At 31.9% G+C, this 25,699-nt stretch carries 27 protein-coding genes, 4 pseudogenes and 1 other annotated feature (1 of these 32 cut by a window edge); of the genes and pseudogenes, 25 read left to right on the forward strand and 6 right to left on the reverse strand.

What is annotated here, in order from left to right:
* Positions 1–7: a binding site (T-box leader), on the forward strand (it extends 249 nt beyond the left edge of the window).
* 66 nt (positions 8–73) lie between these two features.
* From ACFVQC_RS20810 to ACFVQC_RS20840, 7 genes and pseudogenes are all read left to right on the forward strand, one after another.
* On the forward strand, positions 74–1,312 hold the full coding sequence (locus ACFVQC_RS20810) for an MFS transporter (protein ID WP_377899121.1): 1,239 nt from the start codon (positions 74–76) through the stop codon (positions 1,310–1,312).
* A gap of 49 nt (positions 1,313–1,361) precedes the next feature.
* Positions 1,362–1,601: pseudogene (locus tag ACFVQC_RS20815) on the forward strand (penicillin-binding protein); the annotation flags it as partial.
* A gap of 4 nt (positions 1,602–1,605) precedes the next feature.
* Positions 1,606–2,199, forward strand: a complete 594-nt coding sequence (locus ACFVQC_RS20820; protein WP_377899122.1) for a GNAT family N-acetyltransferase — start codon at positions 1,606–1,608, stop codon at positions 2,197–2,199.
* Between the two features lie 195 nt (positions 2,200–2,394).
* A pseudogene (locus tag ACFVQC_RS20825) lies at positions 2,395–2,604 on the forward strand (VanZ family protein); the annotation flags it as partial.
* Between the two features lie 219 nt (positions 2,605–2,823).
* A complete protein-coding gene (locus ACFVQC_RS20830; protein WP_264540902.1) occupies positions 2,824–3,279 on the forward strand; it encodes a CcdC protein domain-containing protein in 456 nt (151 codons plus the stop codon).
* Between the two features lie 80 nt (positions 3,280–3,359).
* Positions 3,360–3,866 (forward strand): DUF3189 family protein, encoded by a 507-nt coding sequence (locus ACFVQC_RS20835; protein WP_377896198.1) that lies wholly within the window; start codon positions 3,360–3,362, stop codon positions 3,864–3,866.
* 197 nt (positions 3,867–4,063) lie between these two features.
* The gene (locus ACFVQC_RS20840; protein WP_002127627.1) at positions 4,064–4,870 is read left to right on the forward strand and encodes a DegV family protein; all 807 of its coding nucleotides are present in this window, start codon (positions 4,064–4,066) and stop codon (positions 4,868–4,870) included.
* Between the two features lie 32 nt (positions 4,871–4,902).
* Here ACFVQC_RS20840 and ACFVQC_RS20845 read toward each other — a convergent pair whose 3' ends face one another.
* The gene (locus tag ACFVQC_RS20845) at positions 4,903–5,220 is read right to left on the reverse strand and encodes a TM2 domain-containing protein (RefSeq protein WP_002147547.1); all 318 of its coding nucleotides are present in this window, start codon (positions 5,218–5,220) and stop codon (positions 4,903–4,905) included.
* A 343-nt stretch (positions 5,221–5,563) separates the two neighbouring features.
* Here ACFVQC_RS20845 and ACFVQC_RS20850 point away from each other — a divergent pair, with 343 nt between their 5' ends.
* A complete protein-coding gene (locus tag ACFVQC_RS20850) occupies positions 5,564–6,787 on the forward strand; it encodes a methyltransferase domain-containing protein (RefSeq protein WP_377899123.1) in 1,224 nt (407 codons plus the stop codon).
* A 112-nt stretch (positions 6,788–6,899) separates the two neighbouring features.
* The gene (locus ACFVQC_RS20855) at positions 6,900–8,204 is read left to right on the forward strand and encodes an MFS transporter (protein WP_377899124.1); all 1,305 of its coding nucleotides are present in this window, start codon (positions 6,900–6,902) and stop codon (positions 8,202–8,204) included.
* A gap of 205 nt (positions 8,205–8,409) precedes the next feature.
* Here the strand turns inward: ACFVQC_RS20855 and ACFVQC_RS20860 are convergent, their stop codons facing one another.
* Complete coding sequence (locus tag ACFVQC_RS20860) at positions 8,410–9,279, reverse strand: SDR family oxidoreductase (protein WP_377899125.1); 870 nt, start codon at positions 9,277–9,279, stop codon at positions 8,410–8,412.
* A 143-nt stretch (positions 9,280–9,422) separates the two neighbouring features.
* Here ACFVQC_RS20860 and ACFVQC_RS20865 point away from each other — a divergent pair, with 143 nt between their 5' ends.
* A complete protein-coding gene (locus ACFVQC_RS20865) occupies positions 9,423–9,806 on the forward strand; it encodes a winged helix-turn-helix transcriptional regulator (RefSeq protein ID WP_377895363.1) in 384 nt (127 codons plus the stop codon).
* A 91-nt stretch (positions 9,807–9,897) separates the two neighbouring features.
* Here ACFVQC_RS20865 and ACFVQC_RS20870 read toward each other — a convergent pair whose 3' ends face one another.
* Positions 9,898–10,596 carry a hypothetical protein gene (locus tag ACFVQC_RS20870; RefSeq protein WP_377899126.1) on the reverse strand — a complete coding sequence of 233 codons (699 nt, stop codon included), beginning with the start codon at positions 10,594–10,596 and terminating at the stop codon, positions 9,898–9,900.
* 515 nt (positions 10,597–11,111) lie between these two features.
* Between ACFVQC_RS20870 and ACFVQC_RS20875 the strand changes: the two genes are divergently transcribed.
* Positions 11,112–11,912, forward strand: coding sequence for a GNAT family N-acetyltransferase (locus ACFVQC_RS20875; RefSeq protein ID WP_377899127.1), 801 nt, complete (start codon positions 11,112–11,114; stop codon positions 11,910–11,912).
* A gap of 45 nt (positions 11,913–11,957) precedes the next feature.
* Positions 11,958–12,833, forward strand: a complete 876-nt coding sequence (locus ACFVQC_RS20880; RefSeq protein WP_377899128.1) for a glycerophosphodiester phosphodiesterase — start codon at positions 11,958–11,960, stop codon at positions 12,831–12,833.
* A gap of 133 nt (positions 12,834–12,966) precedes the next feature.
* Here ACFVQC_RS20880 and ACFVQC_RS20885 read toward each other — a convergent pair whose 3' ends face one another.
* A complete protein-coding gene (locus ACFVQC_RS20885) occupies positions 12,967–13,380 on the reverse strand; it encodes a magnetosome magnetite crystal formation protein family (RefSeq protein ID WP_377899129.1) in 414 nt (137 codons plus the stop codon).
* 102 nt (positions 13,381–13,482) lie between these two features.
* Positions 13,483–13,950, reverse strand: a complete 468-nt coding sequence (locus ACFVQC_RS20890) for a DUF2306 domain-containing protein (RefSeq protein WP_377899130.1) — start codon at positions 13,948–13,950, stop codon at positions 13,483–13,485.
* 175 nt (positions 13,951–14,125) lie between these two features.
* On the opposite strand from ACFVQC_RS20890, the gene ACFVQC_RS20895 reads away from it, so the two are divergent.
* Complete coding sequence (locus tag ACFVQC_RS20895) at positions 14,126–14,656, forward strand: DUF4269 domain-containing protein (RefSeq protein WP_377899131.1); 531 nt, start codon at positions 14,126–14,128, stop codon at positions 14,654–14,656.
* 45 nt (positions 14,657–14,701) lie between these two features.
* Here ACFVQC_RS20895 and pdxR read toward each other — a convergent pair whose 3' ends face one another.
* Positions 14,702–16,135: a MocR-like pyridoxine biosynthesis transcription factor PdxR gene (gene pdxR, locus ACFVQC_RS20900; protein WP_377899132.1), complete on the reverse strand. Its 1,434-nt coding sequence runs from the start codon at positions 16,133–16,135 to the stop codon at positions 14,702–14,704.
* A 153-nt stretch (positions 16,136–16,288) separates the two neighbouring features.
* Here pdxR and ACFVQC_RS20905 point away from each other — a divergent pair, with 153 nt between their 5' ends.
* From ACFVQC_RS20905 to ACFVQC_RS20960, 12 genes and pseudogenes are all read left to right on the forward strand, one after another.
* Entirely contained in the window at positions 16,289–17,200 is a 912-nt protein-coding gene (locus ACFVQC_RS20905; protein WP_377899133.1) for a DMT family transporter, read from the forward strand.
* Positions 17,201–17,468: 268 nt separating this feature from the next.
* A complete protein-coding gene (locus ACFVQC_RS20910; protein WP_377899134.1) occupies positions 17,469–18,392 on the forward strand; it encodes a nucleoside hydrolase in 924 nt (307 codons plus the stop codon).
* 77 nt (positions 18,393–18,469) lie between these two features.
* Positions 18,470–18,928, forward strand: coding sequence for a GNAT family N-acetyltransferase (locus ACFVQC_RS20915; RefSeq protein WP_377895341.1), 459 nt, complete (start codon positions 18,470–18,472; stop codon positions 18,926–18,928).
* A 63-nt stretch (positions 18,929–18,991) separates the two neighbouring features.
* On the forward strand, positions 18,992–19,438 hold the full coding sequence (locus ACFVQC_RS20920) for an NUDIX domain-containing protein (protein ID WP_377899135.1): 447 nt from the start codon (positions 18,992–18,994) through the stop codon (positions 19,436–19,438).
* 199 nt (positions 19,439–19,637) lie between these two features.
* Positions 19,638–19,919: a heterocycloanthracin/sonorensin family bacteriocin gene (locus tag ACFVQC_RS20925; RefSeq protein ID WP_377895336.1), complete on the forward strand. Its 282-nt coding sequence runs from the start codon at positions 19,638–19,640 to the stop codon at positions 19,917–19,919.
* A 113-nt stretch (positions 19,920–20,032) separates the two neighbouring features.
* The gene (locus ACFVQC_RS20930) at positions 20,033–21,061 is read left to right on the forward strand and encodes a serine hydrolase domain-containing protein (RefSeq protein WP_377895333.1); all 1,029 of its coding nucleotides are present in this window, start codon (positions 20,033–20,035) and stop codon (positions 21,059–21,061) included.
* Between the two features lie 31 nt (positions 21,062–21,092).
* Positions 21,093–21,236, forward strand: coding sequence for a hypothetical protein (locus ACFVQC_RS20935; protein WP_377899136.1), 144 nt, complete (start codon positions 21,093–21,095; stop codon positions 21,234–21,236).
* A gap of 278 nt (positions 21,237–21,514) precedes the next feature.
* Entirely contained in the window at positions 21,515–22,723 is a 1,209-nt protein-coding gene (locus ACFVQC_RS20940; protein ID WP_377899137.1) for an L-lactate MFS transporter, read from the forward strand.
* A gap of 179 nt (positions 22,724–22,902) precedes the next feature.
* Positions 22,903–23,318 (forward strand): annotated as a pseudogene (locus tag ACFVQC_RS20945) (GNAT family N-acetyltransferase).
* Positions 23,319–23,502: 184 nt separating this feature from the next.
* On the forward strand, positions 23,503–23,946 hold the full coding sequence (locus ACFVQC_RS20950; RefSeq protein WP_377899138.1) for an NUDIX hydrolase: 444 nt from the start codon (positions 23,503–23,505) through the stop codon (positions 23,944–23,946).
* 30 nt (positions 23,947–23,976) lie between these two features.
* Positions 23,977–25,107, forward strand: a complete 1,131-nt coding sequence (gene dnaN, locus ACFVQC_RS20955; RefSeq protein ID WP_377899139.1) for a DNA polymerase III subunit beta — start codon at positions 23,977–23,979, stop codon at positions 25,105–25,107.
* A gap of 22 nt (positions 25,108–25,129) precedes the next feature.
* Positions 25,130–25,685 (forward strand): annotated as a pseudogene (locus tag ACFVQC_RS20960) (NUDIX hydrolase).
* Positions 25,686–25,699 lie beyond the last annotated feature (14 nt).

Raw genomic sequence — 25,699 nt, forward strand, 5'->3', positions numbered from 1 at the left:
CCCTAAGACTATAAGTCTTGGGGGTGGGATTTTTTTATTGCTTTAAAATAATTAGGAAAGCGTGGGGCCTAAAGTGAAAAAAACACTTAAAGATTGGAAATATCCTTTATTGCTATTGTCCGGAGTTGGTATTGCGAATTTAGGTGCATGGATTTATTTAATAGCACTTAATATACTTGTCTATAATATGGGTGGCTCAGCTTTAGCGGTTGCTGCTTTATATGTGATTAAACCATTAGCTGCTTTATTTACAAACGCTTGGTCAGGAAGTATGATAGATCGTTTAAACAAACGGAAGTTAATGATTCACCTCGATATATATCGAGCAGTATTTATCGCTATGTTACCTTTACTTCCATCACTTTGGATTGTTTATCTATTCGTATTTTTTATAAGTATGGCCAGTGCGATTTATGAGCCTACTGCTATGACGTATATGACGAAATTAATTCCAGTAGAGCAAAGACAACGCTTCAACTCACTACGTACTTTAATAGGATCTGGTGCATCTTTAATTGGTCCAGCAGTAGCGGGAGTATTGTTAATAGCGAGTACACCAGAGTTTGCTATATATATGAATGCTATAGCATTTCTGTTATCAGGGTTAATTACATTACTTTTACCTAATCTTGATAAAAAACACGCTTCTAATACATCAAGAGATAAGTTATCTCTAACTGTACTAAAAAAAGATTGGAACATAGTTTTAAATTTTAGTAAAAAATCTTTGTATGTCGTATGTGTGTACTTCTTATTCCAGGGGATGATGGTATTAGCTACCGCAAATGATTCACTTGAATTATCATTTGCGAAAGAAGTTTTATTGTTAACAGATAGTGAATATGGCTTTTTAGTTAGTATCGCTGGAGCGGGTTTTATTTTAGGAGCCATAACAAATACAATTTTATCAAAAAAATTAGCACCTTCATTTCTAATTGGGATAGGATCATTATTCATTGCAATCGGATATTTGATTTATGCTTTTTCAAGTGAGTTTTTAATAGCTGCTATCGGATTCTTTATTTTATCTTTCTCTATGGCATATGCAAATACAGGGTTTTATACATTTTACCAAAACAACGTTCCTGTTCATATGATGGGGCGGATTGGGAGTATATATGGGCTCTTTATTGCGGTAGTAACAATTTTTATTACAATATTGTCCGGTGTTGCAACTCAGTTCACTTCTATTCAGACTGTAGTCATTGTAGGAGTAGTTGTAATGCTACTTATTACTATAATATTGTGTGCGTTTACCTTATTACCTTCAAGGTCCAAGGTATATTCAACTGAATCAATAGATTCGAAATAATTTTTCTTTCCTTTTACAATTAATAGCACGTAATAAGAGGGTTCTTCCATCTATATATACGAAGTTACTTTTTACCCTTCACATTTTGGTGAATACTCAGTCTTACGATTATGGAATATGGATTGAGGAAAAACAAAACGATATTTTTAAATATTATAGAATGGGATATCATCCAGGCGTGAGTTTTGGCTCGGTCGTATACCCAGACCTAGGAATTACATTAGTTCTTCCATCAAATAAAGGGGCAGAACCTGAAAAATTAATGGAAGAAATAGAAGGAGATTTTTGATTACATGGATATTAAGATTAGGGCGTATAAAAAAGACGATGAAATAGGCTGGATACGTTGTCGTGCATTATCTTTTTTAGATACAGCATATTTTGATAACGTATTTAGAGAAAAAGAAAAATATGAAAATCCTGCTATTGAATTAGTAGCTGTATACGAAAATCAAATAGTGGGGTTAATAGATATTGAATACGAATTAGAAGAACGTACTGTTTGTTCAAGAGGAACTGGTCTTGGCGGCATGATTTGGCATATTGCAGTTCATCCGGATTTCCGTAGAATGAAAATTGGTAATCAACTATTAAATGAGGCAGAAAAGTTAGCTAAAGAACTTAAATTAAATCGATTGGAAGCATGGACTAGGGACGATTTATGGGTTCAACGCTGGTATGAAAATAATAATTTTGTAAACGTAGATTCGTATTTACATGTATATTCTGATCAAACGAATGAAATAAAAGATGTGATAGAAAGTAATATGAAACAGTTATATCCGGTTCAAACATTTTCTCATTATACAGGTGAAAATAAAGAAGAGATAAGAAAACAATTTAAACGGGTTCATGATTGCATCTGCTTTGAAAAGTATTTTAGTTAATGAGGTAAGTGATAAATTGAAAACCTTCATTTTATTTACAAAATGAAGGTTTTCTTAAATGGACTGTAATTCTATACAGATAAAAATCAAATTATACGCACGTAAATGTTTCAGTTGGATATTTAAGTTGTAATTCATATTGATATACATATAAGAATAATGATATGTAGTTTTAATATTGATCTGAAGGATGTGTTAGCAGTTTGCATTGAATTATTACAATTAATTGAGTCGTTATTTAGTGGATGGGGACGCATTACCGATATTGATGATGTAATCTGTAACGTTCTAGGCTCTATTCTTGGATTTTCTATTTATAAAACTACTTTAAAACTAGCTGCTAAATTTAACATTCAAGTATTAGATAAAGCTAATTCTAAAGGTGTAGAATCTATTGATAACTAAAAGTTTAAACGAGTTCATGGATGTACTTGTTTTGAATAAAGGTACTAAAAGACGTACGAGTAAAAAATACGTCTTTTTACTTTTATAAATAATGCTTAAGACTGATGGAAGATTACATTCCATATTTTACAATTAAAAGTAGCTATTGTATTTCAAGTATGGAATAAAGAAAGGAGAATATAATTTTTAAAGGGAAACGTGTAAATAGGGGGGATTTAATTGGATATTATCGTTGTTATTCTTATTATCGTTTTAATGCAAGGTAAAGAACGTAAAGTGAAAATTAATCGTATTTGGCTCGTTCCAGCTTTATTGTGCTATGTAACAATTCAGTCCATTGTTCACATGGAGCAAGTAACTTTATTGCAAGGACTTCTTTTCGTTGCAATGCTTGGAATTGGAGTGGCCCTTGGAATTATTAGGGGGAAAGCTTTAACATTTCGGTTAGATAGTGAAACAGGTCATGTATTACGAAAAGGAAATTGGTTAAGTACAATTATTCTCCTTGTTATTTTAGGTGCAAAAATCGTGATTAAGCAAAGTATGTTTTCTGGCAGTACGCACTCCACATTGATGGTTGTAACGAATGCGTTCCTCTGTATCACATTAGGTACAGTAATTAGTAGACGATATTATATTTGGAAAAAATATAATGAATTAACACAAAAAGTATAAATCAATTCATCCCTTGTTTAACAATCTTTTGAATGGTGATACTAATTAACATTGAACTTTTTACAATAAGGGATGATATTATGATTTTTATCTATACAGATTTCGGTGGAACACATACAACCTCGCTAGCTGCAGCTTATCATTTAAATAAATTACCAACGGATCGGAAGTTAACGAAAGAAGAAATTTTAAATGTGGAGTATTTTAATAAATTGAAAACAGAAGATATGGGGAAAATTATTTTTCATGGACAAGATGAATATGGGAATCCCGTATATACAATTGGATGCGGGGCATCAAAGGTCGTTGTACCTGCGATGAAGCATTTAGGCGAGATTCTACAAAAACATTATCAAAACCAGGATAAGATTATTTTTTCTAATACATCACCAACAGTTCCATTGCCAATGACTTTAGGCGGTTTGTTTTCTAGAAGATTTCATATTGATTTTATTGGTGTACCGTTACTCGTATGGGGAGCAAAAATTTGCTGTGATAACATCCAGCGGCTTGTCAATTATACGAAAGAAGCGGGGCGAATGACGAATGATTATGTTGTTATTTTAGATAACGAAACATTTAAGTAATGTAATATTAAAAGAAGACCGGAAAAATTTGTGGTTTTCTTTTTTTATGACAAATAGACAAAAAACATTCACATTTATTATACATCTACTATAGCCAAAATAATAAAGTCCTGTTACTATTACAGGGGATATCCTCTTTTCGTAAGATGAATATATAGAAAAGTCAGAAAAGAGGAACAGAATAAGGGAGGAACAACATGAAGCGTGTTGCTTGGTTTACTGATAGTACAACTGCGAGTTTTACAACAGATGGTGATAACTTTGTTATCCCAATTGAAGTTATTATTGATGGAGTGTCTTATAAGGATTGTGAAGAAGGAGTTCATAAACGTCTTTATGAAGCGTTAAATGACGGAAGAACAGTTACTACTTCGCAACCTAACATAGGGGAAATGGTAGAATTATTTACTAAATGCAAAGAAGAATATGAAGAAGGCTTTGCAGTTGCTATTAGCGGAAAAGTAAGTGGGACCTATCAAAATATGAAGTTAGCTGCTGATATGGCAGGTTTCCCTTTAACTGTATTAGATAGTGAAACGACAAGTTATCCAATGGATGAACTTTTGAGAAAAGCTAAAACGTTATACAATGATGGTATGACTTTACAAGATATACATAAAACATTAGTAGATGAAAAAAGAAGGCCTTTTTATGTATTTCCAAAAAGCTTAAAAGGTTTATATGCAAGTGGTCGAGTAAAGGGAGTTCAATTTTTACTTGGAAGTTTATTAAGTGTCAACTTAATCTTAGAAGTAAAAGGCGGAGAACTTTTACTTGAAAAGAAAGTGCGTAAAATCCAAAAATGTAGAGAATACATTAAAAATGAGCTTGAAAAAGAATTACCAAAAGTACTTCATATGTTCTATGCTAACGATAAAGATGGAGCTGAAGAATGGATTTCAGATATTAAACAAGCATTCCCTGAAATGGATTTCAAGCTTTATCCATTGCCAATTTCATTTGCTGTTCATGCAGGTGAAGGAACAATAGCAATAAGTTATTAATAAAAAAAACCTCCAATTGGAGGTTTTTTTTATTAAGATACGCGAGTAGATGAAGTCATAGTTTTTACTTTTAAAATAATATCACGTTCTAACTCTTCATTTTTCTTACCAATACGACGTCCAATAAAGAATACATCGATTAAAGCCCAAATGCCAAGCCCACCAAGTGTTAAAGTCATTGCGATAGCCATACCGAAATCACGTGCATAATAGCGATGACCTCCAAGCCCTCCTAGGAAAAACCAAATTAAGTAAGCAAGCCCTTTTGATTTTTTATTTTTTTCGAATTCTGAGTTTACAAGTGCCAATTGTTCTGATGATAAATCGTTCTTTAATAATAAATTATCCACTTAAATTCTCCTTGTTATGTAAGATTTTATGAATACGAATTTTAATATACCATAACTCAAATGAAATTGTAATAACTATATTAAAATATTAAATGATGTACGAATTGAGCTGAGATTTCGAACAATTGTAATAGAATAAATATTTATTTTGAAATTATTTATATTGAGTACTACCCATTAACTTTAACGATAAGAATCTATTTTTTTATATTAAGAATGATATCTCCATACAATATAAAAATAAGTTGTGCTTACAGTAGTATATTTTCTTTAAAATAAATGGATTTTCAATAATAATATAGAACTATAAAGTAAATAAATAATATATATTGGTAGTGATATTATGAAAATCGGTAAATTTGGAGAAAAAAATAATTTAAGTATAGATACGATTAGACATTATATGGATCTCGGACTAATTATCCCTGAAAAGAAGGGTGGCCATTATTTTTTTGATGAGTATTGTCAAAAAGATATAGAGCTTATATTAGAATACAAATGGCTAGGATTTAGTTTGAATGAAATTAAAGAACTTTTTCTTTATAAAAGTTTAGCAAAATCTATGAATTACGAAAAAGATACTTTTTACCAATCTTTATTTAAATTGAAATATGAAAAGGTTAAACAAGAAATAAAGAGTTTAAAGGAAAGAAAAGATAAATTAAAGGAAGCGTTAAATGATTTATCTATAACAACTGAGATTTCTAATTCAATTTTAGGGGTAGATTTAAGGGTACTTAACTTTCTTACATGTTTTAAGTGTAGCGGAAATTTAATTCTTCAAGATGGAATTATTAATAGTAATCAAATTACGGAGGGGAAATTAACTTGTAATTGTGGCGAAGAGTATGTTATTGCTTCAGGGATTTTAACAGCAGGTAAATCATTTGAAACGTCTGACAGGGCTTCTTTTGAAGATCCTATTTCAGATTATATCCATGCAACTGATTCTTCTTATTTGGAGAATATACATAGAGTAGGAGAATGGGCGAAAAAGAAACTAAAACAACTAGATTTAAATGACAAGGTAATACTTGATATAGGATCGGGTCTTGGCTTCTTTTTACGAAATATTTATGAAGAGCTGCCGGAAGATTGCTTATATATTGCTGTTGATCGAGATTTGAATAAACTTCTATTTTTAAAAGATGTAATTGAAAAAAGAAATTCCAAAAGAAACATTCTTTTTATTTGCGCTGATTTTTTAAGTATACCTATTCAGAATCAGTCTGTTGATATTGTAATTGATCAGTCTGGTACAAGTAATTACAGTTTTGAGCATGAAAAATTTTTATTGAACGAATTAAACTATCTATTCAAACCTGATTGTTATTTATTAAGTTCATTTATTGTATTTAAAAATTTTAGCATAAATAGCCAAATTACAACTAGATTAAGAGATAATTTTACGTCTTCAAAAGTGAAGGGAGAAATCCAAAAGCTACAGTTTAATTCCATAGATGAAAGAACTTCAGAATATATAGAACGAGGGGGAAAATACGAGAATTTCTTTGTTCAAGGAGAAGAAATTTATACATATTCATTTTTCGGAAAAAGATGGGGTTAACCCCATCTTTTTTAATTTTTCTTTTAAAAGTTTTAATACTAGCATATTGATATTGGGTTGACCCGAGAACTTACACTGTACGTAATACAAAGTTAAGCGGGAGGGAAAAGTTATGGGGAGTTTACGATTACATTTACAAAATGAAAAAAGCAACCAAGAACTAAAAAATATTTGTCTCTATGTAATTGGGAAAACAGTATCAATATTTGGTAGCTCTATTTATAGTTTCGCATTAGGATTATATGTTTTACAAACAACCGGATCAGCATTAAATTTCGCAATCACACTCATTTTAGGAACGATTCCAATGATTGTTATGAATCCATTTGCTGGCGTAATCGCAGATAAGGTTGATAAAAAGAAACTAGTTGTTTGTATGGATCTACTAAATGGAGGCTTATTAATTGCTATTTATATAGTAAGCAGCAATTATGGATTAAACTTATTCATCATTTATGCTACTACCTTTCTTATGTCTGTATTTACAACATTCTTTGGAATAGGGTTAGAAGCCGCAAAACCAAATATCTTCTCTGAAAAGAGGTTAATGAGTATTAATTCTATAAGTAAAATTATTGATTCTGTATCTTTGATTCTCGGTCCTATGTTAGGTGGCATCGTTTTTGCTGTCTTAGATATAAAAACTTTTATAATTATAAATGGTATTTCATTTATTCTTTCGGGCATATCCATAATGTTTATTCACTTAAAATTGTTCAAGCACGACATAAATGAAGAATGTTTAATAAGAGAAATTAATTTTATTAAAGATTTAAAGGAGGGGTTTTCTTATTTACTTGAAAAAGAAAGCTTAAAGAATACATTTCATATTTTAATTTCGCTTAATTTCTTCTTAGGATTTGCTGTAACTGTTCCATTACCATACATTATTAACACAGTTCTCAATCTTAGTTCTAAGCAATTTGGTATCATTCAAGGGACTTTTCCAGTAGGGATGATAATTGGTGCAATTTTAGTAAAAAAGATAACTAATCGTTTTTCTTACTCTTATCTTTTGAAAAAGCTAAGTTCAATGTTGGCAGTTTTTATGATTATTTCAGGAATTCCAGTTCTATTCAAAAGTTTTGAAGTAAATGATTTTGTATACGTTATTACGTATTGTGTTGTTATGTTCTTTTTAGGGCTAATAATAGCGTTAATTGATATTCCTTTAATTTATTTCATGCAAAAAGAGATTCCTGATGAATATAGGGGGAGGGTACTCAGTATTGGATTTAGTATAGGTAAAATGATGCAGCCAATAGCATTGGCATTATCAGGATTATTATTAAATTATATCCCTGCTTACACGCTTCCAATTACAGGAGGGATAGTATTTCTTATTTTGAATAAGGCTTATTCAAATAAGTTGAACTTAGAAATTCATTCAAAAGATTATAGTGTTTTGCGTAGCTAAGTAAATTTGTTAAGTAACAAAAAGATGTTTATTTTGCAATAAAGTCCTTTAAAAAATAATAATGTTGTTTAAAAATCCTTCTTTAACTAAAGTGATAGATGGTCGAAGTAAAGGCAGTCATAAAGAAGTGCCATTCCTAATGTGGACTGGCACTTTGTACAATACAAAATTTATTATTTGATCTCGGCTGTGGAATTTGAGTTATCTATTTTGTATTTACTAATAAATGTGTTAATGCTTGCTTTAATGGTGTAGCCTGACGTTCTAATAAGAAATTCAAATGGGTATGTGTTGATTCTAATCCTCCTTCACGAATCCCTTTTTGAGCCATGACTAACATTGGAAGGTAGGCTTCAGGTACTCCAGCACCTTTTAACATTTCTTTATAAGAAGAGTCATCTACTTCTAATAAAGGAATTTCTTTGCCTAATACTTCACTTAATGTATCAACAAATTGCTGTTGTTTTAAATTTTCACCAGAAAGTTCATAAATCTTATTTTTGTGACCAGCAGCTACCAAAACATTCGCTGCTGCTTCAGCTAAATCCGGACGATATACCCAGCCGATTTTCCCTTCTCCTGCAGAAGTCACCCAAGGGGCACCAGCCATACAGCTTTGAATTGTACCAAGTTCATTTTCTACATACCAGTTGTTACGCAAAATCACATAAGGAATACCTGATTCAATAATTGCTACTTCACGTGCTCTATGCATGCCTGCTAGGAAGAAGTCATTTCCTTCTGCTCTTGTAACACTTGGATAAATAATTTGTTTTACACCTGCTGTTTTGGCAGCTTCTAGTGCATTTGTATGCTGACGTATAACTGTATCAAAGTCACCAAATGTTGACATGATGAATAAACGATCAACATCTTTGAATGCTGAAAACAAGGTTTCTTGATTTTCAAAATCCGTTACACGTACTTCTAAGCCTTGTTCCTTATAGCTAAGTGCTTTTTCAGACTTGTCATCACGTACACCAACAAGTATTTCTTCAATTGATAATCTGGTAAGTAAATACTCAACAATTTTAGAACCTAAATTTCCGTTTGCACCTGTTACTAAAACTTTCATACAATCTCCTCCGTTACATACAGCGTTATTTTTGATTTTTGTATACATTACATATACTATTTCTTAAGAAGGATTTATGTAAGTAGGCACAATTTAATAACATAGTCATAAAAATAGTACTTAGCGAAAAAGGAGATTTTATTATGGCACGTTTTAGTTATCAAGATGAATCGGTTTCTAAAGAAACACAGCAAGAAATTTGTCCATTAACAGTTACCCAAAATGCAATTGCAGGAAGATGGAAAATCGTGATTTTGTGGCATTTAAGCAAAAATGAAATTATTAGGTTTAATGAATTATTGAGGATGTTACCTGGTATCTCAAAAGGAATCTTAACTAGACAATTAAGAGAGCTTGAAGAGGACGAGCTAGTACACAGAGAAGTTTATAAAGTTGTTCCACCAAAGGTAGAATATTCTTTAACAGAGCAGGGGAAAAAGTTTATACCTGTATTAAAAGCAATGCAAGTCTGGGGTAAAGATTTACTAAATAAAAAAATAGAGATGTATGAAAAGCATAAGGACTAATAAATTATTAATACCTTCCTATTACCAATAGGAAGGTATTAAGTTCAAATTAAATACGGAACAATTTATTAATGTAAGTTGTACTGGAAAACTATCGTAATTCAGCTGTCTTTCTAATAACTATTTTATCAATATCATCTTCTTCATCACCAATAAATAATCCGCGCTCTTTTAAATATGTTTCGAAGTATAAATCTGCTTCTGCACGTTCATCATATGGCTTTACAGATAGAACGAGACCTAATTTATTTTGCTCCTCTAAATGAGAAGTGGAGATGTAAGCCGGTACATTGTGGCGCAAAAAGAGCTCTTTAACCGGAATAATCATATCTTTCATTAATTTCGTTAGCATACCCATTTCAAACTCAAAATTAAAGCGATCTATACTAGATAAATCCGCGAATACTACACCAATAAAACCTGTATTAAATACTTCTTTATATTCTACTTCTTCGTTACCGTAAAAATTCTTTTCGATTAAATAATTTATAAAGTAAGCAACGCCATCACTTTGTTCAAACGGTTTTGTTGAAAGAACAAAGCCGATTTTCTTTTGTTTATGTAAATACACACATGACATGTATGCGGATATATTATGTTCTTTAAATAATGCACTCGTTGCTCCAGATAGACCATCTAGTACGTGATGAACAATTTGAAGTTTTTTACGAGCGAAATAATAGGATTTCTTTTGTAACTCCAATGTATCAATAAAGACAGAGCCAATAAAGCCTGTATTTGAAATAATAGGTGTTTGCTTTTTTCTTCCTCTGCGCTTCGCTGGAGCCATTGATAAAATCATCCCTTCATGTACGATTAAAATAAAAAAGAACGTTTGTTCGTATATTTATATTTTACTATTAAAACGCACTAAAGTAAAGGGTTTTTGACGAAAAAACAACAAAAAAGACACCTATAAAAGGTGCCTTAAACGTTGCAGGGAAGAGGTTTCATCCCATTATTTATATTAAGATACAGATACAATCTCTTCTGTATCCTCTACATCTAAATGACAGTCCATTGTACGAACATCTTGATCTTCATGACTTCCGAAATAAATAGTAATTTTCATATGTATCGCTCCTTTATTCTAGGAATACCTAAAATAATTACTAGTAATGTTAATGTTTATTATATACCACTTTTTTCATTCCGACAATATTATATCATTTTTAATTCTTATTATGCTACATTGTGTGATATAAAGGGGTTAAAAAGAGGGATTTCATTGATTAAGTGAAATTTCTTATATGTTATATTTAATATCGGTATTATTTAATTACTATTTTTTAAGGAGCATAATTGATGAATTATCAAAAGTTACTTATAGATAATTTTATATACAAAACTTCATATGTTGCTCGTTATGTGCAAGGGATGAGTGTAAAGAAAACGAAGAATTATATTGCAGTTAACTGTGGTTTACCTACAGATACATTTAATATTATTACTTTATTAAACAGTAACTTAACGGAAGGAAACGAGGAATTATGTGCGGAGATAGAACAATTTAATCAAAAAGGGTTTCCTATAAGTGTTTGGTATTGGGATTCAAAGCGAGAGAATACACTTAAGTACGAGTTACTAAAACTTAGATTAATAGAAGCGGAAAATAATATTGCAATGGTTGCAGATTTACAAACAATTCATCCTACATTAGACATACCAGCAGGTTTTATAATACAAAAAGCAACTTCGCCGGTACAAATACAAAAATTTGGCGAAACGTTAGCGGCTTTATTCGGTACATCAGCGGAAGGCTCTAATGTTCAATCCTACTATAATCAAATTTCTTCTTTAGATTTATGGAATAGCGATGACATGCAACTATACTTAGGTCTTTATAAAGGTGAGGTAGTATCTGTTGGCTCTTTAGTATGTACGAAAGATAGTGTCGGTATTTATGATATAGCGACTAAAGAAGAAATGAGAGGGCAAGGATTCGGCTCTACTATGTTTAATTTCTTGCTGCAAGAAGCTAAACAACTAAAAAATACGTATTGTGTATTACAAGCTTCACCTGATGGAATAAATATTTATAAAAAATCCGGCTTTCAAGCTGTAGGACAAATGACTGTTTTTGAAAATCGTCATTTATTTGAGTAAATGATCAAGTCAAATTGTTTTAAATATAGGAGTTAACATACTGTTATGAACAAAATATCTCTAATTACAATCATTTGTTTCTTCATAGTAATAAGCATCTTTGTTTTTCAACAAGTAAATGAACATAATTATATAAAAGCTACTAATCAATCAAATCATATAAAAAACATTGCACATAGAGGTGCTTCTGCATATGCACCAGAACATACAATAGCAGCTTATAAATTAGGGCGACAATTAAAGGGTGATTACATAGAAATAGATCTTCAAATGACAAAAGATGGACATTTAATAGCTATGCATGATGAAACATTAAACCGTACAACTAACGGTATGGGATTAGTTAAAGAACATACATTAGAAGAAATAAAGAAACTAAATACAGGTTCTTTTTTCAATAAAAAGCATCCAAATTTAGCAAAAAAAGAATTTGAAGATGCTAAAGTTCCAACACTAGAAGAAATTATTGAAACGTTTGGACATAATGCTAACTATTATATCGAAACAAAATCACCAGATGAATATCCTGGAATGGAAGAAAAACTATTAGAAATTATAAATCGCTACCAAATAAATGATAAAGCTATTATTCAATCATTTAGTGAAGAAAGTCTGCGAAAGATTCATAATTTAAATACCAATATACCGCTAGTACAATTATTATCATATAAAAAATCAGTTCAATTAACAGAATCAGAAATAGAAAAGTATAAAACATACTGCATAGGTCTTGGTATGAATTACAAATATATTGATGCAGCCTACGTAAAAAAAATAAAGAATTACGGATTAGAAGTTCATCCATTTACAGTAGATACTGAAAAAGATATGAAAAAGTTACTTTCTTGGGGCGTCGACGGGATGTTTACTAATTATCCGGATCGTTTACATTCAATATTGGATGTAAAAAATCATAAATAAAAAGAATTACCCAATAGGAAATGATATACGGCTGTTTTCATGATGGTAATATCATTGAATACATTGAGCCGAAGTTTAAATAACTATGCAAAAGAGAAAATAAAAAGAATCCAATAAAATTATTGGATTCTTTTTATTTAGTTCTATGCACCCATCGTGAAACAATAGGATAATGAAACTCTTTATTTTGTAATTCATATAAAATCCCTTTAAGTGGTCCTAAAATTACAGCAGCTAAAAGTATTATATATAGTGGAATTGTTCCAAAAATAACAAATAAGGAATTCGTACTCAAGTCAATGTGTAATAAGGAAAACATGATCGTACGGACTACTACGAAGTTCCAAAGAAATACAGCGAGCCATACTCCAAATTGGAAAAGGGCTGATTCTAGATTCATTTCTTTTATACTTTGTGATTTGAAAACGAAATAAAGTATGAGCGGTATAAAGAAAAGTGTATTACCAAAGAGGAAAAAGGCCAAGAAAGATAATAAAGTAATTCCATGTATCGCTAGTTTAATATTTTTATCTTGTGATAGTATCATTAAAACCCTCCTATATTTAATTTAGATGGTAAAAAACAATACAACCCATTATATCATAGGAAACATGGAATAAAAATCAACTAGAAAGTAATCAAAATGTAACTAATTTTTCCTCTGTTTTTTATATTTTTTTGATACACTGACTACGAGAGGAATACCGATTAACGTCGGTAAAAACCAAAACCATATAGGTGGCAGTAAATTAATAATGGGAATATGAATTCCGACGTTTACTAAAAGTGCAGTAACAGCACCGATATAGGAGCCTAACATACCTCTAATATGGTGGCGAATCCAATTTTTCCAACGCTTTTTTCTTGCAAGGTAGCCATAAATCGCAAATGAATAAGAGAAAATTGCTACATAAAATAAATATGCGATTTTATCCCAGTTTATAATGGACAATATAATTGCAGTAAGAGTTATTACAACATAGGATGCATGATATATTTCGCCCCATTCCGTATGTTTTCCTTTCTTTTTTTGAGCAAGCATCGCTACAATACCAGTAATTAAACATATGGTTCCAAATAATATGTGTATGGTTAAAAGAATGTTGAAAATGCTCATAAAAGTTCCTCCTTTTTTATTTTTATAGTATTGCAGTATAGGAGAAAAGTTGAAAAATATAGTTAGTTCGCCTTAATATATTGAAATAAGGGTACTCCTAGAACAAAATGAAATGATTAAATTTTTTTTCAAATTTAGTGAGATGAGTATTACGTTAAATGAAGGAGAGACTTCAATGTTTACATCTATCACATACTTACAATCTGGGAACGATAAACAACAAAAAGTTTACGAAGTTATGAATAAACTAAACATAATGGCGGATTTAGCTTTATATAGTCCTGTACTTTGCGGGACAATCCCTATTAGAATTGATACCCTTCACTCTGACTTAGATATTGTAATGGAAATACATAATTATGATGTTTTTGAACAGGAAATTAGATCTTTGTATGGTTCATATGAGGGTTTTGAAATGAAAAAGAAAAACATTAGAAATATCTTAACAATAAAGGCAACTTTTCAATTTGAAGGTTTTGAATTTGAATTATTTGGTCAACCGCAGCCAGTGCGTAACCAAAATGCATATAAACATATGATAGTGGAGCACATGCTATTAATGCAGCATCCCCATATTAGAAAAAAAATCATCCAATTAAAAGAACAAGGTATAAAAACAGAACCGGCTTTTGCACAAGTATTAAAAATTGACGGAGATCCTTACGAAGAACTTATTTTATTAGGACAGGAAATGAGATTGTGGTAAATAAGGTACACAAAAAAATCCTCTTTTTATAAAAGAGGATTTTTATTATGCCATTAACTTACGAATCAAATTACTTAATATATAAATACCTTGAGCAATTTGTTCAGGAGAAGCATATCCATACGATAAGCGTATGCACTGATCCGATTCTTCTTCATAAATACGTCCTGGGTTTAAAAGAACTCCCATTGATAGTGCCTCTGAAAACAGTTTTTTCATTGGAATGTTAGGTACAACTGTTAGCCATATAAAAAATCCACCACTTGGAATATCCCATGTAGCAATATCTGCACAATACTTGTCTAAAGCTTGTACCATCATTCGTCTTCGCTCTTTCAGGTGGATCCTTACGTTCGCAACGTGTTCTTCATAAAAACCTTTACTTAACCATTCTGCAGCAACTCTTTGAGATAAAGAACTCGATCCATAGTCTGTTTGCATTTTTATGTCTGATAATCTATCAATAACTGGCTCTGGTCCGATAATCCAACCAATTCTAAGTCCTGGACTAAGCGTTTTAGAGAGACTACCAATATATAATACATGTCCGTGTTTATCCATTGATTTTAATGGAGGTGGAGGTAGTTCATCAATCCATAACTCACGATAAATATCATCTTCAATGATAGGCAATTGTTCCTTTTCGCAAATTTTTAGTATTTCTTCTCGTCGCTCTTTGGACATTAATACACCCGTTGGATTTTGAAAACAAGGAATCGAATATAAAATATTTTTCTTTTGACTATAATTAATTCGTCTTAATAAGTCATTAGGAACAATGCCGTGTTGATCCATATGTATTCCAGAAAGGTGAATATTAGCCGACTGAAATACATGAAGTGAATATAAGTAAGAAGGTTGTTCAAGTAAAACAGTTGACTCTCTATGTAATAGACCGATTGATATTAATTGTAATGCCTGCAATGCACCAGAGACTATTAATACAGAACTTGGAGATGTATTTATTCCGAATGATTTTACATAATTACTTATCGCTTCACGTAAAGGGAAATATCCTTTTTGTTCCTCGTATCCGAAATAATCTAGCTCCTCACATACGTTTCCCATAATGAATTGCATGGTTTCTAACGGGAAAAGATGAGGTGCAAGTTCTCCTTTACTAAGATGAATGAATTTTTTGTTTGCTTCTGCTTCATTAATTTCTCGAACCATTACCTTGCTTGGTTTATGAATACCGGCTTTCACATATTCACTCCAATCAGGCGGGGGATTAGTCGCTAATAATGACCATGTATTATTCATTACAATTGTTCCCGCTCCAACTTTTCCTTGAATTAAACCATCTGCCATAAGTTCTTCTAGCGCAGTTATTATAGTACTGCGATTTACATGAAATAATTTTGCTAACTGTCGTTGGCTAGGAATCTTACTTCCAATTGGCCATTCTCCGTTTTCAATTTTTTCTGTCATATAGTCTATTATTTGTCGATATTTTGGCAATTTTTTATTCGTAGACATATAAAAAAACTCCCTCATTCATTTTAAAAATGCAAAGTGGTTGGTTTTTTCGAGGAATAACTGGTTGAAGACATTGTATCAACTATTAAATATGATGAAAAGAAATAATTGGTAATAGGAAAATGGCTGGTTTATGGGAGAGGGAGAGAAAATATGCATAATAAAAAATGGGATTTTCGTATTATATGTGCTCACGCTTTTACGATTCTTATATGGGGGACAGCTTTTCCGGGAATTCGTATGGGGCTTGAAGCTTACACGCCTGAACACCTTACACTACTACGATTACTGATTGCTTCTTTAATTCTTATTCTGTTTTCGTTAATATACAAATTACGTTTACCTGACTTAAAAGACATTCCAGTAATTTTTATATTTGGCGCTCTAGGATTTACTATTTATCATACTGCACTGAACTACGGTGAGAAGAGTGTGAATGCTGGACCTGCTAGTTTAATTGTATCTGTAACACCTATATTAACGGCAATTCTTGCTTCTGTTTTTTTGAATGAAAAAATGAAATTAAATGGTTGGATCGGTGGTGTAATTAGTTTAGCAGGAATTGCTTTTTTATCATTAAATCAAGGAGATTCCATTCAATTGAATAGTGGGGTATTCCTTATATTATTTGCGGCATTTTCAGAAAGCCTATTTTTCGTTTTCCAAAAGTCGTACTTAAAAAAGTATGGTTTCTTGTCATTTACAATATATACAATTTGGTCTGGTACTGTATGTATGCTTATTTTTTCACCTGGGATTTATCAAGAAATCGTAGCAGCTCCTATTGAGGTTACTTTGAGCGTTATATATTTAGGTGTGTTCCCGACAGTCCTTCCGTATATTGCATTAGCATATATTACATCCCATGCCGGTGCATCTGAGGCAACAAGTTCTCTATATTTAACACCAGTAACTGCATGCTTTATTGCTTGGATATGGTTAGGTGAGGTGCCAACCTTCGTTTCGATAATTGGAGGGATAATTACTATACTTGGAGTTGTGATTGCTCATTTAACATTTAATAAAGATGATTATAAGCAAATTGAGAGTGAAAAAGTATGGTAAGACACCTCTGCGAGTAGTTGTACAATATTGAACTAATATGGGGTTTTTAATATAGATATAACGGAAAATATCTATATTAATATGCACTAGTCCAGCATTTGTACGGAATTTAATTATACTGTTAGATGATTACCAGAGTAAGAACTAGTATAATACTAGTTCTTTTTTATCGCCACACTACTCACCATTAATATTTGCTTAGAATTGTATAGATTTAAATTTTTTTCACATATACATAATTATCTTACCTATGAAAGGGGAACGTTTCTTGAAGAAAGTTTTATTTTTCGGAGACCCAGGTATTGATGATTCATTTGCAATTATGTACGGATTACTACATCCTGAAATTGAAATTGTTGGTATCGTAACTGGATATGGAAATGTTGAACATATACATGCCGCTCATAATGCCGCATATATTTTACAGTTAGCAAACAGACAAGATATTCCTGTAATTAGCGGTGCAACAAAGCCACTTACAAATGAAATTACAACGTATTACCCTGAAATTCATGGGCCAGAAGGATTAGGACCCATACATGTACCGGAAAGTGTGTTATCTATTCCGATATACAATTTTGGTAGTATTGCTGCGATTCTTGTAAAGTATGGAGAAGATTTAACAATTGTTGATGTAGGAAGATCTACCTCGTTAGCGATTGCTTTTAATTTATGGAACGACTTGATGTTAAATGTAAAAGGAATTTATTTTATGGGTGGTGTCTTTTTAGAAGCAGGGAATGTTACTCCATTAGCAGAGGCAAACGTGTACGGAGATCCTATAGCAAGTCAAATTGTATTTCAGCAAGCGAAAAACATAACGTTATTCCCTTTAAATGTAACAAATAAAACAGTTTTAACACCAAATATATTTACTTATATTTTAGCTAATACAAAAAATCCATTTAAATCGATCATGAAACCAATGTACGATTATTATTTATCAGCATACCAAAAGCTCAATCCATCTATTGAAGGGCCATTATTACACGATGTACTTGCTATAAGCGGTTTAGTGAATCCTACATTTTTAAATTATACATCCCGAAAAGTGACTGTGGATATATGTGGCGAAACGAAGGGACAAACTTTTGCTGATTTTCGCCCACACTCTAAATCTGAAGGGGCGCGTATAGCGTTACAATTAGATGAGGAAAAATTTATTCAGGATTTTATGAAAATCATGTTATGAGTTGATGTCGAAAAAGGGAATCATTTCACTCCGTTGAATATAAAAGATAAATTCTCTTTTTAAAGGAGCTTAAAATAGTGAACGTCCAATTAAAAATTGTTACGAGAGAAAATTGGGAAGATGCATTAAAGTTACAAGTTAAAGAAAATCAAATGCAATTTGTTCCGGCAGTGGCAGTATCACTTGCTAAAGTATACATAAAACCAGATGGTGAAAACGTTAAATATATTCCCTTCGCTATATATGATCGTGATCTTATAGTTGGTTTTATTATGCAAGCTTTTGTACAGGAGACAACAGACATGTATTGGATAAATGGATTTATCATTGATAAAAAGCAGCAAGGAAAAGGGTACGGCAAAGCAGCATTGCAAGAAATCATTAATTTAATAAAAAATAGATTTAAAGAGTGTAAAGAAATTAGATTAACAGTACATAAAGATAATATCTCTGCAAAGAAACTATATGAACGTTACGGTTTTCAGCCATTAGGACATGATTATGACGGTGAACAAGTGTATCGTTTATTTGTTTAACTTTAAATAAGGCAAATGACTTTTTTAATCAAGTATAAAGTAAATAATTAGGAGGAATATCAATTGAACAGTAAATTACATCACATTGTACGAGCTGTTATGATTAAAGATGAAAAATTGCTAGTTGCTGAATACATAGGACATCATTATTTTTTACCCGGTGGCCATGTTGAAATTGGGGAATCAGCAGAGAATGCACTAATAAGAGAGTTGCGAGAAGAACTTGGAGTAACTTGCAGTATAAAACAATTTTTAGGCGTCATAGAAAATCAATGGCAAGCCAAAGAAATGCTCCACCATGAAATTAACCACATTTTTGAAATAGATTCAAATGAGTTAAAACCCGATTTCACTCCAATATCTAAAGAGTCCCATTTAGCATTTCACTGGATTGATTTTAATAAAGAAAATATAAACTCCTATACACTAATGCCAACACCTTCAGTAAAAGCATTACTAGAAAGAAAATTAAGTGATGAACTATTAACTTGCTGGATTAGTAACTTTTAATCGTCTCTATTTATATTAATTCCGTCCACTAAAAGAATATAAAGAAAATAGGCTCATAAACAAGGTACATCACCTAGTGTAAAGTCATATTTTGTTGATGTACGTATTTAGTCTATAGCCTTATTTCTACTTTATTTTTAAAAGTAAATAAACTTGAAAATTTGGACGGAATTCACATTTGTAAATGGAGGGTTTCATAATGAATGATTTTCAACAAGAACTACAAGCGTTAAACCTTAATGCTTATCAACCTGGTAATGTTGTGTATTGGGATCAGCAACAAAATCAATATCCATATTACTACATTCAAGACGATGCACGTCGTTGTGGCGGATGCGGTGGCGGCGGACGTTGTGGCGGTGGCGGTTGTGGTGGTCGCTGTGGTGGTTGTGGCGGCGGACGTTGCGGCGGTTGCGTAGGTTGTGTAGGCTGTGTTGGTTGTTTCAGCTGTTCTAATTGCTGGAACTGGTGGATTATTTAAGTACTATAGATCAATAATATTTCACATGAAAGAAAAGTGCAGATGCAAAGTTATAATGTATTGAAACTTTTCTTTCATGCTGTTATTTTTATATGTTTTAGGGGGATATTTATTTGTACAAATATGAAAAATTAATTTCATGGGTAGAAAACATTAAAGAGACAAATCAAAGTTCTACGGCAGCACTTTGTATTATGAAAGATAATAAGATTGTGCTAGAGCATTATAGTGGAACGCATTCAAATACTCCTACTAGTAAAAAAGTAACTATATCTTCACAATTCAATGTCGCTTCCGCAAGAAAAAGCTATTTAGGATTAATGGTAGCTTATGCAGTTTATGAGGGGAAAATAAAATCTCTTGATGACGAGGCTGTAAATTATTTTAAAGAATATGATCCTTCATTACTTGGAAAGACAACGATAAGACATTTAGTAACTCATTCACACGGTTTAAATGAAACCGATGATGGGACAGCTTTTCGTGAATTTGAGCCGGGACAAGCTTGGGCGTACAGAGATATTAATGTAAGAATGGTGACGCAGCTTATTTATCAACTGTATAATAAGAGTTTTCCTGAACTATTAAAGGAGCGTGTATTCATACCTGCTGATTTCAAAGAAACTGGATGGAGAATAAAACAAGATGATAATTTAGTTAAGGTTGTTGTAAACCCAGATGAAGATGCAATAAGTAGTGTTGGTGCAGTAGATGACGGCTCCGAGAAAAATCTTTTTGTCTCTGCGAGAGAATTTGCCTACTGGGGGAACCTGCATTTAAATAAAGGGTTTTTAAATGGTAAACAAATTGTGCCAAAAGAAGTTATAGCACTTGCTACGAGCTTACAAAGTCCGGAGTATACAAATAAAGAACTACCTCAAAACGGGTTGTTTTGGTTCGTTCAAAATGAACCTGCTTTATTTAGCGAACTTGGTGAGCGAGTTCCTAAAGGTTCCTATCAAATATTAGGAATTACAGGACCAACGATATTAGTCATTCCAGAATATAATGTCGTCGTTGCTAAAATGTACAATAAAAGATACAACTATGGTGGGGATAATTATTTATATTATTTACGTGAATTTAGCAATTTAGTCGCTGATACATTTAGTAGCAGTAAAAATACTATGGTTAGGGTATAACTACTCCTATAATAAAAAGGAGTGAACTTTAATGAAAAATGAAGTGAATAAAAATAAAAAGCAAAATATAAAGGATGTCAGCACAGAACAAAACGCGATTTATAGCGATCCGAAAGATGCAGCTAATATGCAAACTGTACCGCAGCCGAAAGACTTTGAGGAAATTGAATATTAATTTTCTCTCCGACTTATTTATGAAAGAAAAATACGTCTTAAGTCTCATCACTTTCAGCAAATTATTTGATAACATATATACATAAGCATTCGAAAATGTCTTATCTTAACAAAGCTTTCTTTAAATGCTGTATATAACCTACAAAAAGACACTTCTTGATGAAGTGTCTTTTTGTGTAAGCTAACTCAATTTCCATTTTCCGTACAGTATCTTGCAATTTATCATGGATATACTAACTGTGAAAATTCATGTCATGATAAAAGAAGGGGACAGTTAGCATGAAACAAACATCTATAAATCCATTGCTAATTGTTCTAGGTACAATCATTGTTCAAATTGGCCTAGGAACAATTTACACATGGAGTTTATTTAATCAACCCCTTGTAAGTAAGTTTGGATGGAACCTCAATTCAGTCGCGATCACGTTCTCAATTACGAGTTTTTCTTTATCATTCTCAACTCTATTTGCAGGAAAGCTACAACAAAAATTTGGACTTCGTAAACTTATCGCTACTGCAGGAATTGTTTTAGGACTCGGTTTAATACTTAGTTCACAAGTTTCCTCATTACCATTACTTTATTTATTAGCCGGTGTTGTCGTTGGATACGCTGATGGAACAGCATATATTACATCACTATCTAATTTAATTAAATGGTTTCCAAACCGTAAAGGACTTATTTCTGGTATATCTGTTTCGGCATATGGAATGGGAAGCTTAATCTTTAGATATATAAACGGAAATCTTATCAACAGTCTTGGAGTATCACAAGCATTTTTATATTGGGGTATTATCGTCTTACTATTAGTGTTGATAGGATCATTCTTCTTACGTGAAGCAATTGTAAGTAACACTGCAACTGAAACCTTACACAATGATTATACGCCGCGTGAAATGATGAAAACGAAACAAGTATATCTCTTATTTTTCATGTTATTCACATCATGTATGGGCGGACTGTATTTAATCGGTATGGTAAAAGACATCGGGGTGCAGCTCGTTGGTCTTAGTGCAGCGACTGCCGCAAATGCCGTCGCAATGATCGCAATCTTTAATACAATAGGTAGAATTATTCTTGGAACGTTATCAGATAAAATAGGCCGATTAAAAATCGTCTCTGCTACATTTATTATTATTGGATTGTCCGTCTTCACTCTAAGTTTTATTCCACTAAACTACGGGATTTATTTTGCTTGTGTAGCAAGTGTCGCCTTTTGCTTTGGTGGTAATATCACCATATTCCCAGCCATTGTCGGAGATTTCTTCGGATTAAAAAACCATAGTACAAACTACGGGATTGTTTACCAAGGTTTCGGATTTGGTGCACTTGCAGGATCATTCATTGGAGCACTACTTGGAGGGTTTCAACCAACCTTCATTACAATCGGTGTTCTATCTGTTATATCTTTCGTTATCTCTATAGTAATCCGCCCTCCGAATGCAGAAAAGGAGAAGGAAATCAAATCGTTAAATCGAAAAATAGCTTAATGCTAAGAAAGAGTCCTTATGCTAGGGCTCTTTTTCATTACAGCATAATGTATAAACAATGGATGCCATTCAAAAAATCTAATTTTGTCCCTGTACTTACTACATAACTAACATTAAAGAAGATAGGAAATTCCGATTATTAAATTGAATAAATAACATAAAGGAGCGTGCTAGTTAAAATGAAAATAGTAAAGCAATGGGTACAAGAAGATAGTGATTACATAAGAGAAAAGTAATTGAATATAACCAAAAACAACTTTCAAATGAAGAAAAAACACCTTCAGAAAAGATTAGTTTTATAGTGAAAAATGAAAAAGAAGAAATAGTAGGAGGGATAACAGCAATAACATCCTGGCATCATTTACATATCGACTTTATATGGGTTTCTGAAGAATATAGATACGAAGGATACGGCAACAAATTAATGGAACTCATTGAAGAATTTGCAATTAAAAAAGAATGTAGGCTAATCAACTTAAATACTTTTAGTTTCCAAGCCCCCAATTTTTATAAGAAGCATGGATATAAAGTGATAGGGGTAAGTGAAGATCATCCTAAAGGGCATAATCATTACTATTTAGAAAAAAGGTTATAAATGAATCATTAAAGAGTGTATTATGATTAACCTTTTTCAAAATATGCTCTTTTCTTTTGTGTGTCTATGAACACGATATCGTTTCGTATTAGTTATTTACTCAAATTACTTTTTATGAATCCAAACAATTTAATGATAGAATAAAATAAAGACAGAAAATTTTCACCATTCAAGGGGGTTACATATGAAAAAAGTAAATGTTACATACGCACTTCTATATGATGAAACTCATGAAAATCTATTAATGGTTAAAAACAAAGGGAAAAATGGGTCTTATTACACTTTACCAGGTGGAGCAGTTAAATTCGGGGAAACGTTAGAAGAGGCAGCAATTCGTGAAGTGAAAGAAGAAACAGGGCTAGACATATCCGTAAAAGGGGTTTGTTCCATTAGTGAAGCCTTTTTTGAGGAGAGAGGACATCATGCAATCTTCTTTAATTTTTTAGGAGAAATAATCGGAGGGGAAATCTGTATATCACGGCCAAAAGAGATTGAGGAGATTACCTGGATGGAATTAGATTCAGCAGAACCTTATTTACGTATACCAGAACACTTAAAAAGCCTTTTACAAAAAAAAGAAACAGTTCCTTATATTTTTAATGGAACTATTATTCATCAATCTTCATAAAGATAGTATTTCATTTAAGGCGGGGGAAAAATGGAGTTTATCGTTAATCACAAACAATTTACACAAGCTCTTTCAGAAGTAAGTAAAGCTATCTCAACAAAAACTTTAATTCCTATATTATCCGGAATAAAGATAACAGCAGATCAATCTGGAATTACTTTAATCGCAAGCAATTCGAATATTTTCATTGAAAAATTTATACCTATTTCAATTGAAGACGAACAAATTACAACTATTTTAAAAGCAGGGAGTATTGTTGTACCAGCAAAGTATTTCATTGAAATTATTAAGAAAATGCCAAGTGAGATTTTAATAAAAAGTATGAATGAGCAGTTGATTACAATTCAATCAGATGAAATTACTTTAAACTTAAATGGACTCTCGGCAAATGAATTTCCTAATGTACCATTTTTAGACGCACATACAGAAATACAAGTAGAAACGGAACAGCTGATTGAGGTATTCAAACAAACTGTCTTTGCGACTGCTAAAAATGAATCTAGACCAGTTCTTACTGGCGTACATTTCGTTATTGATCATAACAAATTAATTTGTGCTGCTACTGATTCGCACAGACTGGCTTTACGTGAAATACCCATTTCTTCACATGCGAAATTAAATTGCATTGTACCAAGTTCCACTATTAGTGAACTACTAAAATTAATGAACAGTAATTCAAATTTAGTATACATATATCTTTCAGAGAGTCACATTATTTTTAAATTCGGTACAATTACGTTGTATTCAAGACTTATTGAAGGAAAATATCCTAATATATCCGGCCTAATTCCAAATGAATCCCAAACGGTTATTAATATAGATAGAAAAAAGATTTTACAAGGTGTAGATCGGTCAAGTTTATTGGCTAGTGAATGGGCAAACAACAACGTTAACTTAGAAATCATCGACGAATTCACAATACAAATCTCTTCTAACGCTTCTCAGATTGGTAAAATATCCGAGACACAACAAATAGATGCTATTCACGGTGAAAAGCAATTAAATATATCTTTCGACGGACGATATATGGTCGATACTTTAAAAGCAATAAAAGAAGATAGAGTTACTTTAAGTTTTGGCGGTTCCATGAGACCGATATTAATTGAAGCAGGGGAACAATCTGCAGCAGTATATTTAATATCGCCTGTTAGAACTTATTGAGAACAAAGGAAGGAATTAAATTATGTACAAGCACACTTTATGTTTTATAAAAAGAAATGAAGAAATACTTATGCTAAATAGAGAATATGATCCTGTAAAAGGATTATGGAACGGTGTAGGAGGGAAGATAGAAAAAGGAGAAACACCTTTAGAAAATGCAATTCGTGAAATAAAAGAAGAAACAAATATAGATGTTGAACAAAATCAAATTCAATTTAAAGGTATTATTAAATGGGAGGATTCCTCATATTAAAGGTATTATTAAATGGGAGGATTCCTCATATTCTGGTGGCATGTATGTCTATTTAGTAGAGCTACTTAATGAATTTACATATCACACTCCAAAAAAAGTCTCAGAAGGAATTCTAGATTGGAAAGAGGTATCTTGGATTCTAAGTGACTATAATTACGGCGTAGGAGAGATGATACCTAAATTTTTAACTGAAGTACTTTATAATGAATTAATATTAGAGCACTCTTGCGTTTTATCAAATCATAAATTAGTAGAATATGAGAATAAAGAATTAGCTAAGCAGACCAGCCCAATAGATTCAATACATAAAGCAGTGCAAGCATGAACAGAAAATAATTA

The sequence above is a fragment of the Bacillus sp. NPDC057893 genome (assembly GCF_042796455.1).
In the GTDB taxonomy this organism is placed as follows: domain Bacteria; phylum Bacillota; class Bacilli; order Bacillales; family Bacillaceae_G; genus Bacillus_A.

What these genes read in the sequence shown, in the direction of transcription:
- ACFVQC_RS20820 (WP_377899122.1), top strand. Translation starts at nt 1,606, where the DNA reads ATGGATATTAAGATTAGGGCGTATAAAAAAGACGATGAAATAGGCTGG.
- ACFVQC_RS20835 (WP_377896198.1), top strand. Translation starts at nt 3,360, where the DNA reads ATGATTTTTATCTATACAGATTTCGGTGGAACACATACAACCTCGCTA.
- ACFVQC_RS20840 (WP_002127627.1), top strand. Translation starts at nt 4,064, where the DNA reads ATGAAGCGTGTTGCTTGGTTTACTGATAGTACAACTGCGAGTTTTACA.
- ACFVQC_RS20850 (WP_377899123.1), top strand. Translation starts at nt 5,564, where the DNA reads ATGAAAATCGGTAAATTTGGAGAAAAAAATAATTTAAGTATAGATACG.
- ACFVQC_RS20855 (WP_377899124.1), top strand. Translation starts at nt 6,900, where the DNA reads ATGGGGAGTTTACGATTACATTTACAAAATGAAAAAAGCAACCAAGAA.
- ACFVQC_RS20860 (WP_377899125.1), bottom strand. Translation starts at nt 9,279, where the DNA reads ATGAAAGTTTTAGTAACAGGTGCAAACGGAAATTTAGGTTCTAAAATT.
- ACFVQC_RS20865 (WP_377895363.1), top strand. Translation starts at nt 9,423, where the DNA reads ATGGCACGTTTTAGTTATCAAGATGAATCGGTTTCTAAAGAAACACAG.
- ACFVQC_RS20870 (WP_377899126.1), bottom strand. Translation starts at nt 10,596, where the DNA reads ATGGCTCCAGCGAAGCGCAGAGGAAGAAAAAAGCAAACACCTATTATT.
- ACFVQC_RS20875 (WP_377899127.1), top strand. Translation starts at nt 11,112, where the DNA reads ATGAATTATCAAAAGTTACTTATAGATAATTTTATATACAAAACTTCA.
- ACFVQC_RS20880 (WP_377899128.1), top strand. Translation starts at nt 11,958, where the DNA reads ATGAACAAAATATCTCTAATTACAATCATTTGTTTCTTCATAGTAATA.
- ACFVQC_RS20885 (WP_377899129.1), bottom strand. Translation starts at nt 13,380, where the DNA reads ATGATACTATCACAAGATAAAAATATTAAACTAGCGATACATGGAATT.
- ACFVQC_RS20890 (WP_377899130.1), bottom strand. Translation starts at nt 13,950, where the DNA reads ATGAGCATTTTCAACATTCTTTTAACCATACACATATTATTTGGAACC.
- ACFVQC_RS20895 (WP_377899131.1), top strand. Translation starts at nt 14,126, where the DNA reads ATGTTTACATCTATCACATACTTACAATCTGGGAACGATAAACAACAA.
- pdxR (WP_377899132.1), bottom strand. Translation starts at nt 16,135, where the DNA reads ATGTCTACGAATAAAAAATTGCCAAAATATCGACAAATAATAGACTAT.
- ACFVQC_RS20905 (WP_377899133.1), top strand. Translation starts at nt 16,289, where the DNA reads ATGCATAATAAAAAATGGGATTTTCGTATTATATGTGCTCACGCTTTT.
- ACFVQC_RS20925 (WP_377895336.1), top strand. Translation starts at nt 19,638, where the DNA reads ATGAATGATTTTCAACAAGAACTACAAGCGTTAAACCTTAATGCTTAT.
- ACFVQC_RS20935 (WP_377899136.1), top strand. Translation starts at nt 21,093, where the DNA reads ATGAAAAATGAAGTGAATAAAAATAAAAAGCAAAATATAAAGGATGTC.
- ACFVQC_RS20940 (WP_377899137.1), top strand. Translation starts at nt 21,515, where the DNA reads ATGAAACAAACATCTATAAATCCATTGCTAATTGTTCTAGGTACAATC.
- ACFVQC_RS20950 (WP_377899138.1), top strand. Translation starts at nt 23,503, where the DNA reads ATGAAAAAAGTAAATGTTACATACGCACTTCTATATGATGAAACTCAT.
- dnaN (WP_377899139.1), top strand. Translation starts at nt 23,977, where the DNA reads ATGGAGTTTATCGTTAATCACAAACAATTTACACAAGCTCTTTCAGAA.